Source organism: Curtobacterium sp. MCSS17_011, from assembly GCF_003224275.1.
In the GTDB taxonomy this organism is placed as follows: domain Bacteria; phylum Actinomycetota; class Actinomycetes; order Actinomycetales; family Microbacteriaceae; genus Curtobacterium.
The window spans coordinates 75,212-87,927 of record NZ_QKLE01000001.1 but is presented as its reverse complement, the minus strand read 5'-3'; the positions used below and the strand labels follow the sequence as shown (position 1 = coordinate 87,927).

Sequence of the window (12,716 nt, the reverse complement as noted above, 5' to 3'; positions counted from 1 at the left end):
CCGTCAGGGCGCAGAGAACAAGTCTACGACCTCACGTGCCGCGGTGCCGACATCGGAGTTCACGATCCGCACGTCGAACTCGTCCTGGGCGGCCAGCTCGACCTTGGCGGTCTCGAGACGACGGGCCTGTTCCTCCGCGGATTCGGTCCCGCGGCCGATGAGCCGGCGCACCAGTTCCTCCCACGTCGGGGGCAGCAGGAACACGAGCACCGCCTCGGGCATGGCGTCGCGGACCTGACGGGCGCCCTGCAGGTCGATCTCGAGCATGACCTTCTCGCCGGCGTCGAGCGCGCGGTCGATCGGCGGGCGCGGGGTGCCGTAGCGGTACGAGTTGTGGACGGTCGCCCACTCGAGCAGCTCGCGGTCGCGGATCATGCGGTCGAACTCGTCGTCGTCCACGAAGTAGTAGTGCACGCCGTCGACCTCGCCGGGGCGCGGCTTCCGGGTGGTGGCGGAGACGCTGAGGTTGACGTCCGGGTACTGCTCGCGGATGTGCGCGCTGACCGTGCCCTTGCCGACCGCGGTGGGTCCGGCGAGCACGACGAGCTTCGAGGCACCACGCTTGCGATCACGTGCGGCGAGCCAGTCGGCCAGGGCTGCGCGCTGCCGGGTCCCCAGGCCACCGAGGCGCTTCGACTGTGCGATCCGCAGGGACCCCATGATCGCTTCCGCACGCGCGGGGCCGATGCCCGGCAGGCTCACCAGCAGGTCACGGACCCGCAGCGAGCGTTCCGCCGAGGTCGTCTCGACCAGCGAGTCGTCCCACGCGGCACGGGCGACGTCGAGCGCGGAGCGCTCCCCCGACGCGATCGCGGCCTTCACCGCGGCCCGGGCGCGTCGCGCGGCGACGGCGGCCTTCGCCGCGGCGACGCGGTCGACCTCCGGCGGGGTCCGGTGGGCGGGCAGGCCCTCGTGGTCGTCGGTCACGCTGCCGCCGCCAGTGCGGTGCGGATGCGGTCCGCGCGGTCGGCGACGAGCGCCGCGACGCCGTCCGGACCGTCGGTCAGCAGGCCGCGCGACTCGCTCACGAGCACCTGCTCGGCACGGGCGCCGTACAGCGCACGGAGGTCCTCGATGCGGGCGCCCTGGGCACCGAAGCCCGGTGCGAGGACCGGTGCCGTATCGATCGCGTCCGCGTCGATGCCGAAGTCGTCGAGGTCAAGGGTCGCGCCGAGCACGAGCCCGACGTCGCCGAGGGCTTGATCGCCCACGGACCGGTTGTCGTCTGCCACGTCCAAGACGATACCGGCCGCGACCGTCCGGCCGGTACGTGGTCCCTCTGCCAGCACCGCGGTCTGCAGCACCCGGGCCTCGGGGTTGCTCGTCGCCGCGAGCACGAAGACCCCGGCACCGTTCCGGCGCGCGACGTCGATCGTGCCCCGGAGCGAGCCGTACCCGAGGTACGGCGACACCGTCATCGCGTCGGCCGCGAACGGCCCGTCGCGGTCGAGCCACGCGAGCGCGTAGTCGTCACCGGTGGTCCCGATGTCGCCCCGCTTCACGTCGGCGACGACCAGGAGGCCCGCATCGCGTGCCCGGCGGATCGTCGCGTCGAGCGCACGGTAGCCCGCGACCCCCGCCGCCTCGAAGAAGGCGACCTGCGGCTTCACGATCGCCGCGCGGCCGGCGGCCGCGTCGACCAGGGTCGCGCCGAACGCCGTCAGGCCCTGCTCGTCGCGGGCGAGCCCCCACGCCGCCAGGGTGGCGGCGTGGGGGTCGATCCCGACGCAGAGCGGTGAACGCTTGCCCATGGCGGACGCGAGGCGGTCGCCGAAGGAGGCCGGGCCTCCCGACCGGGTCGTGCCCACGCTGGCAGCCGTCACCAGGTCGCGCGCTCGAGCGCGTAGTCCTGCAGGCTGCGGACGTTGAGCGGCGAACCGATCGTCTCGATCGCCGCGACGGCCGCCCCGATCTGCGCGATCGTCGTGAACAGCGGCTTGTCCGCCGCGACCGTGGCCGCACGGATCTCGTACCCGTCCGCACGACCGGCGGCACCCGACGGCGTGTTGATGACGATGTCGACCTCGCCCGTGGCGAGCAGGTCGACGACGCTCTCGCCGCCCTGGCTGTACTTGCCGACGATCCCGACCTCGATGCCGTTGCGGCGGAGGATCTCCGCCGTGCCCTCGGTCGCGATGATCGTGAAGCCGAGCTGCTGCAGGCGGTGCACCGGCAGCACGATCGCGCGCTTGTCGGTGTCGGCGACGCTCACGAAGACCGTGCCGCTGGTCTGCAGGCCGCCGTACGCGGCGTCCTGCGACTTCAGGAACGCCCGCGGGAAGTCGCGGTCGATGCCCATGACCTCGCCGGTGGAGCGCATCTCGGGGCTGAGCACCGAGTCGACGACCTGGCCCTCCCGGGTGCGGAAGCGACGGAAGGGCAGCACGGCCTCCTTCACGGCGACCGGCGACTGCGCGGGCACGAACGCGCCGTCACGCTCGGGCAGCATGCCCTCGGCGACGAGCTCGGCGACCGTGGTGCCCGTCATGATGCGGGACGCGGCCTTGGCCAGCGGGATGCCGAGCGCCTTCGAGACGAAGGGCACCGTGCGGCTGGCGCGCGGGTTCGCCTCGAGGACGTAGAGCACGCCGGCACCGATGGCGAACTGGACGTTGAGCAGGCCCTGCACGCCGATGCCACGGGCGATCTTCTCGGTCGCGTCGACGACGCCCTGGATCTCGGCGCGGCCGAGGCCGACCGGAGGCAGGGTGCAGGCCGAGTCGCCGGAGTGGATGCCGGCCTCTTCGAGGTGCTCCATGATGCCGCCGATGTACAGCCGCTCGCCGTCGAAGAGCGCGTCGACGTCGATCTCCACGGCGTCGTCGAGGAACCGGTCGACCAGCAGCGGGAGCTCCGGGCCGATGATCGCCTGGTCGGCCATCCGGTCGAAGTAGTCCGCCAGCGACGGGGAGTCGTAGAGGATCTCCATGCCGCGGCCGCCGAGCACGAACGACGGGCGGACGAGGACGGGGTACCCGATCTCCTCGGCGACCGTGGTCGCGCTCGCCAGGTCGTGGGCCGTGCCGTTCCGCGGTGCGAGCAGGCCGGCGGCGTCGAGGATGGCGGAGAACTGCCCGCGCTCCTCGGCCGAGTCGATCGCGGTGGGGCTGGTGCCGAGGATCGGGATGCCCGCGGCCTCGAGCGGCTTCGCCAGGCCGAGGGCGGTCTGGCCACCGAGCTGCACGACGACGCCGACGAGTTCGCCGGACGCCGCCTCGGCCTCGATGACCTCGAGGACGTCCTCGGCGGTCAGCGGTTCGAAGTACAGGCGGTCCGAGGTGTCGTAGTCGGTCGACACGGTCTCGGGGTTGCAGTTGATCATGATCGTCTCGAACCCGGCGGCGCTCAGCGCGAAGGACGCGTGCACGCAGGAGTAGTCGAACTCGACGCCCTGCCCGATGCGGTTCGGGCCGGAGCCGAGGATGACGACCTTCTTGCGGTCGCTCGGGACGACCTCGGTCTCGGCGTCGTACGACGAGTAGTGGTACGGCGTCAGGGCCGGGAACTCGCCGGCGCAGGTGTCGACCGTCTTGAAGACGGGCCGGATGCCCTGGGCGTGCCGCTCGTCACGGACCTGCTGCTCGGAGACCGGTGCCGCGTCCGTGCTGCGCAGGCTCGCGATCTGGGCGTCGCTGAAGCCGTGCTCCTTCGCCCAGCGCAGGGTGTGGGCGTCGAGGGACTCGGCGTCCCGGACCTCGTCCGCGACCTCGTTGATGAGCACGATCTGGTCGATGAACCAGGGGTCGATCTTCGTGGCCTCGAAGACCTCGTCCGCGGTGGCACCCGCGACCAGGGCCTGCTGCACCGTGACGATGCGGCCGTCGGTCGGGATCGACGACTTCGCCAGCAGGGCGTCCTTGTCGAGCTCGGCCGCCGGGGTGTCCCAGTGGAAGCTCGACCCGCGCTTCTCGAGCGAGCGCAGCGACTTCTGCAGTGCCGTGGCGTAGTTCCGGCCGATGGCCATCGCCTCGCCGACGCTCTTCATCGTCGTGGTGAGGGTGGCGTCGGCGGCCGGGAACTTCTCGAACGCGAACCGCGGGGTCTTCACGACCACGTAGTCGAGCGTCGGTTCGAAGCTCGCCGGGGTGACCTTCGTGATGTCGTTCTCGATCTCGTCGAGCCGGTAGCCGATGGCGAGCTTCGCCGCGATCTTGGCGATCGGGAAGCCCGTGGCCTTCGACGCGAGGGCCGACGAGCGGGACACGCGGGGGTTCATCTCGATGACGATGACGCGGCCGTTGGACGGGTCGACGGCGAACTGGATGTTGCAGCCACCGGTGTCGACACCGACGCGACGGATGATGTCGATGCCGATGTTCCGCATGTTCTGGTACTCGCGGTCGGTCAGGGTCAGCGCGGGGGCGACCGTGATCGAGTCACCGGTGTGGACGCCGACCGGGTCGACGTTCTCGATGGAGCAGATGACGACGGTGTTGTCGTAGTTGTCGCGCATCAGCTCGAGCTCGTACTCCTTCCAGCCGAGGATGGACTCCTCGAGCAGGACCTCGGTCGTCGGGCTGGACTGCAGCCCGTCGCCGACGAAGCGGACGAGTTCCTGCTCGTTGTAGGCGAAGCCCGAGCCGAGGCCGCCCATCGTGAAGGACGGGCGGACGACCAGCGGGTACCCGAGGTCCTTCGCGAACTCCTTCGCTTCTTCGAGCGTGTGCGCGATGTGGCTGCGGGCGACGTCGGCACCGGACTCGAGCACGAGCTCCTTGAAGAGCTGGCGATCCTCGCCGCGCTGGATCGCCTCGACCTTGGCACCGATGAGCTCGACGCCGTGCTTGGTGAGGATGCCGGCCTCGTCGAGCGCGATGGCGGCGTTCAGGGCCGTCTGGCCGCCGAGGGTCGGCAGGACGGCGTCCGGCTTCTCGATGCGGATGATCTCCTCGAGCGAGGCGTTCGTGATCGGCTCGATGTACGTCGCGTCCGCGAAGTCGGGGTCGGTCATGATCGTCGCCGGGTTCGGGTTGACCAGGATGACCCGGACGCCCTCGGCCCGGAGGACGCGGCACGCCTGGGTGCCGGAGTAGTCGAACTCGGCGGCCTGGCCGATGACGATCGGGCCGGAACCGATGACGAGGACGGAGTTGATGTCTGCGCGCTTGGGCATCAGTTCGCTTCCTTGGTGATGTCTGCTGCGGGGGTCGTGGCGTCGGCGGTTGCCGCGTCGAGCGGCTCCCCGTCGCGACGCTCGCGCACCATGTCCGCGAACCGGTCGAAGAGGTACATGCTGTCGTGCGGTCCGGCGGCGGCCTCGGGGTGGTACTGCACGCTGAACGCCGGCACGTCGAGCGCGCGGAGGCCCTCGACCACGTTGTCGTTCAGCGAGTAGTGCGAGACCTCGACCCGACCGAAGCCGGCCGGGGACTCGAGGACCTCGCCGAGGGGCGCGTCGACCGCGAAGCCGTGGTTCTGGCTCGTGATCTCGACCTTGCCCGTGGTCGTGTCGAGCACCGGCTGGTTGATCCCGCGGTGACCGAAGGGCAGCTTGTAGGTGCCGAAGCCGAGAGCACGGCCGAGCAGCTGGTTGCCGAAGCAGATGCCGAAGAACGGCCGGCCGGTGCGCAGGCTGTCCTGCAGCAGTTCCACCTGCGCATCCGACGCGGCGGGGTCGCCGGGGCCGTTCGAGTAGAACAGGGCGTCCGGTGCGAGGGCTTCCAGCTCCGGGGCGGAGATGTCCTGCGGCACCACGTGCACCTCGAACCCGCGCTGCGCGAGGTAGCGCGTGGTCGAGGCCTTCACGCCGAGGTCGAGCACGGCCAGGGTGCCGATCTGCTCGCCGACGGCCGGCACGACGTAGGTCTCCGGGGTGGACACGACCGCCGAGAAGCTCGCGCCGGCCATCGTCGCCTGCGACACGACCGCGTCCAGCTGCGACTCGGCCGGCAGTGCGGCGTCCGCACCGCTGAAGACGCCGCCCTTCATGGCACCGGCGTCGCGGATGCGGCGGGTGAGCGCCCGGGTGTCGATGCCGGCGATGCCGACGATGCCGTCGCGCACCAGGTGGTCGTCGAGCGTGGCGTTCGCGCGGTGGTTCGACACCACGCGGCTGGGGTCGCGCACCACGTACCCGGCGACCCAGATGCGACGGGACTCGGGGTCCTCGTCGTTCACGCCCGTGTTGCCGATGTGCGGCGCGGTCTGCACCACGATCTGTCCGGCGTAGGAGGGGTCGGTCAGCGTCTCCTGGTAGCCGGTCATGCCGGTCGCGAAGACCACCTCACCGAGCGTGCGCCCACGGGCGCCGTAGGCCCAGCCGTCGTACCGGGTGCCGTCTTCGAGGACCAGGACGGCCCGTTCGCGTGTCATGCTTTCTTCCCTTCGCCCGCGGTTCGCGGAGCATCGGCCGCAGTCGCCTGCGGCCCGGTCTCGGTCAGTCCCTGCAGGGCGTGCAGTGCGGCTGCATCGCCCTCCGGGAACCGGAAGTAGGTGTCCAGGTCCGTCGCTCCTGCGGCGCCGGTCGCCGTCCATCGCAGACGGACCAGTCCCCCGGGTTCGACCACACGGTCGATCGCCCACGTGGAGCGGTCGGCGCCGCGGACCGCGTTGCGCGCGATCCAGCGGTCGTCGGTGCCGGCGAGGCGCATCACCACGCCGGTCGCGTGGACCGTCACCCCGCCGCGCCCGCGGAACCCGAGGCCGCCTGCGGTGATGCGTTCCAACGGCTGGTCGGCACGGGTCGTCGCGACGGTGAACCCGTCCCACGACCCGACCGCCGGTGCCAGGTCGGCCGGCACGCGGACCGGAGGCACGGCTTCCGCCTGCTGCTTGGTCCGCGTCCGCCAGGTGCGCGCCATCGCGACGAACAGGGCGGCGACCGCGAGCAGGATCACCGCGCCGAGGAGCCAGCGCTGGGCGTCGCCGCTCATGCACGCGCCCCCGTCCGGAGCGCCGCGGCGTGCGCCGCGATCGTGTCCGCGTCGACGACCCGGCCGTCGAGCACGGTCGGGTACCCCTGGTGGAAGGTGGCGACGACCCGGCCCGGCAGCGTCATGCCGAGGTACGGCGAGTTCTGCGACTGGCCGGCGAGGTCGGTGACCGCGAACTCGCGGCTGGCCGATGGGTCGTAGAGCGTGATCTCGGCGGATGCTCCCTCGGCGATGCGCTGCCCGTGCCCCTCGACCTGGCCGATCCGCGCCGGCGCCTCGGACAGCACCCGGGCGACGTCGGCCCAGTCGAGCCGGCCGTCGTCGACCACGGCGGACTGCACCACGCTCAGCGCCGATTCGAGGCCGACCATGCCGTTCGCCGCGGCGGGCCACTCGCAGCACTTCGCCTCGGCGGTGTGCGGGGCGTGGTCGGTGGCGACGATGTCGATGGTGCCGTCGGCCAGGGCCGCGCGGAGTGCCTCGACGTCCTCGCGGGCGCGGAGCGGCGGGTTCACCTTGTAGCGGGCGTCGTACCCGGGGGCACCGTCGCGGCCGGCGATGAGGTCCTCGGTGAGCACCAGGTGGTGCGGCGTGACCTCGGCCGTGACGTCGATGCCGCGGGACTTCGCCCACCGGATCACCTCGACGCTGCCGGCCGTCGAGACGTGGCAGACGTGCAGGCGTGCTCCGACGTGGTCGGCGAGCAGGACGTCGCGGGCGATGATCGCCTCTTCCGCGACGGCGGGCCAGCCGGCGAGGCCGAGCTCCGAGGACAGTCGGCCCTCGTTCATCTGCGCGCCGATGGTCAGCCGGGGCTCCTGGGCGTGCTGCGCGAGCACCCCTCCGAAGCCCTTGATGTACTCGAGTGCGCGGCGCATGAGCAGCGGGTCGGCCACGCACGAGCCGTCGTCCGAGAACACCCGGACCTTCGCACGGGAGGTCGCCATCGCACCGATCTCGGACAGGTGCGTGCCCTGCAGCCCCTGCGACACGGCGCCGATCGGGCGGACCGTCACGTAGCCGGCGTCGTCACCGAGGGCCTGGACCTGCTCGACGACCCCGGCGGTGTCGGCGACCGGGCTCGAGTTCGCCATGGCGTTCACGGCGGTGAAGCCACCGGCGGCCGCGGCCCGCGAGCCGGTGAGGACGGTCTCGGACTCCTCGTGACCGGGCTCGCGCAGGTGCGTGTGGAGGTCCACGAGACCGGGTAGGGCGATGAGGCCGTCCGCGTCCACGGTGGTGGCGCCGGCCGCGTCGAGACCGAACCCGACCGCGGTGATGCGCCCACCCTCCGTTCGGATGTCGGCACGCGAGCCGTCGACCAGCTGCGCGCCACGGATCAGGTGTGCAGTCATGCGGCGGACTCCTTCGCGTCGGTGCCGGTGCCGGCACTGCCCGTCAGGGCGAGGTAGAGGACGGCCATCCGGACCGAGACGCCGTTCTCGACCTGCTCGACGACGGTCGAACGGGGGTCGTCGGCAGCAACGCCGGCGATCTCGAGCCCACGGTTCATCGGACCGGGGTGCATGATCAGCGTGCGCTCGGACAGCCGACCGAAGCGCGCCGCCGTCAGGCCCCAGTGCCGCGTGTACTCGCGCGGGTTCGGGAAGAAGGCGTCGTTCATGCGTTCCTGCTGGATGCGGAGCGTCATGACGACGTCCGGGTCCTCGGCCAGGGCGGTGTCGAGGTCGTGGTGCACCGCGGCGCCGAACGGCGTCGTCGTGGCGGGCAGCAGCGTCGGCGGCGCGGCGAAGGTCACGCTCGCGCCGAGGGTGCGGAGCAGCCAGGCGTTCGAGCGGGCCACCCGGCTGTGCAGCACGTCGCCGATGATCAGGACGCGCACGCCGTCGAGGCCCTGGCCGCGCGAACCGGCACCGTGCAGGCGGCGGCGCATGGTGAAGGCGTCGAGCAGCGCCTGCGTCGGGTGTTCGTGGGTCCCGTCACCGGCGTTGACCACCGGCACGTCGATCCAGTCGGCGTCGGCGAGCACCCGCGGGGCACCCGATGCACCGTGGCGCATCACGATGCCGTCGATGCCCATCGCGCCGAGGGTCTGCACGGTGTCCTTCAGGGATTCGCCCTTCGAGACGCTCGAGCCCTTCGCGGCGAAGTTCAGGACGTCGGCGGACAGGCGCTTCGCGGCGGCCTCGAACGAGATGCGCGTGCGCGTGGAGTCCTCGAAGAACAGGTTCACCACGGTCTTGCCGCGCAGGGCCGGGAGCTTCCGGACCTCGCGCGTGTTCACCTCGGCCATCTCCTCGGCGACGTCGAGGATGTGGACGGCCTGGTCGCGGGACAGGTCGGCGGTGGAGAGCAGGTGCCGCATCACGCCACCCCCTGCTCGATGAACACGGTGTCGTCGCCGTCGGTCTCGGCCAGGTGCAGCGTGACCCGCTCGTCGGACGCCGTCGGCAGGTTCTTGCCCACGTGGTCCGCGCGGATCGGCAGCTCGCGGTGGCCGCGGTCGACGAGCACGGCGAGCCGGACGGCACGCGGCCGGCCGATGCCCTGCAGCGCGTCGAGCGCGGCGCGGACGGTACGGCCGGAGTAGAGCACGTCGTCGACGAGCACGACGACCTTGCCGTCGATGCCGCCGGCCGGGATGACCGTCCGGTGTGGCGTGCGACCGATGCCGTGGCCGAGGTCGTCCCGGTGCATGGTGACGTCGAGCGTGCCGACACGCTCCGTCCCGATGCCGCCGGCGGCCGAGGACCACTCCGGCTCGATGCCGGCCAGGATCCGGCCGAGGCGTTCCGCCAGGACGGCGCCCCGGGTCGGGATGCCGAGGAGCACGAGGTCCGAGCCCCCGTGGTTGGCTTCGAGTATCTCGTGCGCGATGCGTGTCAGGGCACGCGTGATGTCGGGCTGTTGCAGGACCGTTCTGGTTCCCACGTCGACCCCCTTCCCCGCCTCACTGGACGGCATTAAAGGATGCTGACGTGGTCAACCCTACCGGGACTCCTGGTCTCCTGCGACCGTCCGACCGGACGGTGCGCGACCGCCGGCGACGGCCCCGAGCACGCCGTTGACGAAGCCCGCCGAGTCCTCGGTGGACAGCGACTGCGCGAGCTCGACCGCCTCGGCGATGGCGACGGCATCGGGGACCTCCGGGTTGAACCGGAGCTCCCACACGGCCATCCGCAGGATGCAGCGGTCGAGGACCGGCATCCTGGCGATCGACCAGCCCTGGGCGTGGTCGACGATGACGGAGTCGATCTCGTGACGAGCGTCGTCGACACCGGTGACGATCTGGCGGGCGTAGTCCCAGCTGGAGGCACGCTCCGGCTGGTCCAGGTGCCGGACCGTCTCGGTGGCGAGCACGTCCGCGATCGGCAGCTCGCGCACCTCGGCCACGTACAGCATGTCGAGGGCGCGCTTGCGGGCCTTCGAACGAGCACTCATACGGTCAGCGCCTAGGAGTTGACGCGGCCGAGGAAGCTGCCGTCGCGCGTGTCGATCTTCACCAGGGTGCCGCTCTCCAGGTACAGCGGGACCTGGATGCGGTGGCCGGTCGCGATGATGGTCGCGTCCTTGGTGCCGCCGGAGGAACGGTCGCCCTGCAGGCCGGGCTCGGTCTCGACCTCGGTGACGATCGACGTCGGGAGCTCAACGTACAGCGGGTTGCCCTCGTTCATCGCGATGGTGACCATCGCGGACTCGAGCAGGTAGTTCTTGGCGTCGCCGACCACGGTCGCGGAGACCGGGATCTGGTCGTACGTGTCGGTGTCCATGAACACGTAGGAGTCGCCGTCCTCGTAGAGGAACTGGTAGTCACGACGGTCGACGGTCGCGGTGTCGATCTTCGCGCCGGCGTTGAAGGTGCGGTCGACGACCTTGCCGGAGACGACGTTCTTGAGCTTCGTGCGGACGAACGCGCCGCCCTTGCCCGGCTTGACGTGCTGGAACTCGACGACCGACCACAGCTGGCCGTCGATGATGAGAACGGCGCCGTTCTTGATGTCTGTGGTACTGGCCATGAGTCGTCGGTGTCCCGTTCGTCGTGTTGTGAAGTGTCCTCGGGCCGCGGACGGCCCCGGACGAGTGTAGCGGACGCCCGCCCGGCGGCCGGAGCGGTGCGCGCCGCGGTCAGCGTCGCCGTCGGGCGAGCCAGGCGTCGATCGCCGCCCAGCCGAGCAGCACCACCGCCGCTCCCCCGAGCAACCCGCCCGCGACACCGGTGGACAGGGCCGCCGTCGGTCGCGCCGGCAACGCCAGGTAGACGATCGCCAGGATCCCCGCCCCCGCACCGAGCAGCACGAGCAGGATGCGTCGGATCATGCCGGACACGAGCTGCCGGTCGCGGCTGTCCGCGAAGAGCCGGATGTTCACCGTGAAGCGGCCGGTCTCGATCGCCTCGCCGATGCGGTCCACCCGGCGGGGCAGGCGACGGGCAGCCGACACGACGCCGAGCAGCTCCTTCGCCGCGAGGTCCCGGAGCTTGCCGGGCCGGAGCTGGTCGGTGATCTGCTCCCGGGCGAGTCCGCGGGACTCCTCGAGCAGGTCGAACGACGGTGCGAGCGTGCGGAGCGTGCCCTCGAAGATGGCCAGGGCGCGAGCCGCGGCGACGAAGTCCGGCGGCGGCTTCAACCGGTACCGCCCGAAGACCTCGACCGCGTCGTCCACGGTGTCGACACCGATGCGCGCACCCGGGCCGAGCTCGTCCGCGACGAAGCGGGCGATGTCCCGACGGAAGTCGGGCTCGTCGTGCGCATCGCGCACGGGTGCCATCCGCAGGACCGCATCGGCGATCCGCGACGTGTCGTCCTGCAGGTAGGCGGCCAACAGGTCCTGGACCGTGTCCCGGAGACCCGGGTCGAGCCTCCCGACCGATCCGAAGTCGATCAACGCGGGCCGCCCGTCGGGCAGCACCAGGACGTTCCCCGGGTGGAGGTCCGCGTGGTACAGGCCGTCGAAGACGACCTGGCGCAGGAAGGCGCGGAGGATCGCGCGCATCGGCGCGTCGAGGTCGCGCTCGGAACGCTCGGCGCGGATCGCGCTGAGCGTGTCGCCCTCCAGGAACTCCATCACGAGCACACGCCGTCCGGACAGGTCCGGGTAGGGGTCCGGGAACCGGACCTCGTCCGGACGCGCGCTGCGGGCCTGGGCAGCACGCAGCGCGGTGAGGTTCCGGAGCTCCGAGACGAAGTCGACCTGCCGGATCAGGTCGTCCGCGTACTGGCCCGCGATGTCCTGCACGCCGACCTGTCGCGCCTCGGTCGACCACCGGGCCATGAACCGGACGACCCGCAGCGCGATGTCGACGTCGCGGCGCACCGCGGCGTCGATCCCCGGCCGCTGCACCTTGACGGCGACCGCGGTGCCGTCGGGCAGCCGGGCGCGGTGCACCTGCGCGATGGACGCCGCTGCGACGGGCACCTGGTCGAAGGTCGCGAAGACCTGGTCGACCGGGGCACCGAGCTCCTGCTCGAGGAGCGCACGGACCTCGTCCGCCGGCGCCGCCGTGACGTTCCGCTGCAGGTGGGCGAGTCCCTCGGTCCACTCCTCGGGCAGCAGGTCGTCGCGGGTGGAGAGCAGCTGGCCCATCTTCACGAACCCGCCACCGGCTTCCTCGAGCGCACGGCGCAGGTGCTCGGCCTGGTCGCGACGCAGCTCCGAGGTGGCCGGGTCGTGCGAGAAGTCGAGGCGACGGAACGGCACCAGGTGGTGGCGGCGGGCGATCGAGAGGAGTTCGGTGAATCGTCGACCACGGGAGCGCAGGGTGCCGGTCTCGGCATCGCGCGGGCCGGAGAGGTCGCTCAGTCGGGGTGGGGTGGGCACGCCCGCCAGTCTGCTCCCCGGTGCTGGGTCCGCAGCGTGCGGGTGGTCCGGTCCGTCGCGTCGTCT

At 71.6% G+C, this 12,716-nt stretch carries 11 protein-coding genes; all 11 read right to left on the bottom strand.

Features of this window, described 5'->3' with window-relative positions:
- Nucleotides 1-3: 3 nt before the first annotated feature.
- The 11 genes from gmk to DEJ17_RS00330 all read right to left on the bottom strand — a co-directional run bounded on the left by gmk (nucleotide 4) and on the right by DEJ17_RS00330 (nucleotide 12,650).
- On the bottom strand, nucleotides 4-927 hold the full coding sequence (gmk, locus tag DEJ17_RS00380; protein ID WP_258366573.1) for a guanylate kinase: 924 nt from the start codon (nucleotides 925-927) through the stop codon (nucleotides 4-6).
- Nucleotides 924-1,808, bottom strand: a complete 885-nt coding sequence (pyrF, locus tag DEJ17_RS00375) for an orotidine-5'-phosphate decarboxylase (RefSeq protein WP_258366572.1) — start codon at nucleotides 1,806-1,808, stop codon at nucleotides 924-926. Before pyrF ends, gmk begins: the two co-directional genes overlap by 4 nt.
- An 11-nt stretch (nucleotides 1,809-1,819) precedes the next feature.
- Nucleotides 1,820-5,113: a carbamoyl-phosphate synthase large subunit gene (carB, locus tag DEJ17_RS00370; protein WP_110891573.1), complete on the bottom strand. Its 3,294-nt coding sequence runs from the start codon at nucleotides 5,111-5,113 to the stop codon at nucleotides 1,820-1,822.
- Nucleotides 5,113-6,312, bottom strand: a complete 1,200-nt coding sequence (gene carA, locus DEJ17_RS00365; RefSeq protein ID WP_110891572.1) for a glutamine-hydrolyzing carbamoyl-phosphate synthase small subunit — start codon at nucleotides 6,310-6,312, stop codon at nucleotides 5,113-5,115. The genes carB and carA overlap by 1 nt, the downstream gene beginning before the upstream one ends.
- The gene (locus DEJ17_RS00360) at nucleotides 6,309-6,872 is read right to left on the bottom strand and encodes a hypothetical protein (protein WP_110891571.1); all 564 of its coding nucleotides are present in this window, start codon (nucleotides 6,870-6,872) and stop codon (nucleotides 6,309-6,311) included. The genes carA and DEJ17_RS00360 overlap by 4 nt, the downstream gene beginning before the upstream one ends.
- Nucleotides 6,869-8,227 (bottom strand): dihydroorotase, encoded by a 1,359-nt coding sequence (locus DEJ17_RS00355; RefSeq protein ID WP_110891570.1) that lies wholly within the window; start codon nucleotides 8,225-8,227, stop codon nucleotides 6,869-6,871. Before DEJ17_RS00355 ends, DEJ17_RS00360 begins: the two co-directional genes overlap by 4 nt.
- Complete coding sequence (locus tag DEJ17_RS00350) at nucleotides 8,224-9,198, bottom strand: aspartate carbamoyltransferase catalytic subunit (RefSeq protein ID WP_110891569.1); 975 nt, start codon at nucleotides 9,196-9,198, stop codon at nucleotides 8,224-8,226. The genes DEJ17_RS00355 and DEJ17_RS00350 overlap by 4 nt, the downstream gene beginning before the upstream one ends.
- Nucleotides 9,198-9,797 carry a bifunctional pyr operon transcriptional regulator/uracil phosphoribosyltransferase PyrR gene (gene pyrR, locus DEJ17_RS00345; protein ID WP_110891568.1) on the bottom strand — a complete coding sequence of 200 codons (600 nt, stop codon included), beginning with the start codon at nucleotides 9,795-9,797 and terminating at the stop codon, nucleotides 9,198-9,200. Before pyrR ends, DEJ17_RS00350 begins: the two co-directional genes overlap by 1 nt.
- Nucleotides 9,798-9,821: 24 nt before the next feature.
- Nucleotides 9,822-10,274 (bottom strand): transcription antitermination factor NusB, encoded by a 453-nt coding sequence (gene nusB, locus DEJ17_RS00340; protein ID WP_027465744.1) that lies wholly within the window; start codon nucleotides 10,272-10,274, stop codon nucleotides 9,822-9,824.
- Nucleotides 10,275-10,285: 11 nt separating this feature from the next.
- Nucleotides 10,286-10,849 carry an elongation factor P gene (efp, locus tag DEJ17_RS00335; protein ID WP_027465745.1) on the bottom strand — a complete coding sequence of 188 codons (564 nt, stop codon included), beginning with the start codon at nucleotides 10,847-10,849 and terminating at the stop codon, nucleotides 10,286-10,288.
- 109 nt (nucleotides 10,850-10,958) lie between these two features.
- Nucleotides 10,959-12,650, bottom strand: coding sequence for an AarF/ABC1/UbiB kinase family protein (locus DEJ17_RS00330; protein ID WP_110891567.1), 1,692 nt, complete (start codon nucleotides 12,648-12,650; stop codon nucleotides 10,959-10,961).
- Nucleotides 12,651-12,716: the final 66 nt, after the last annotated feature.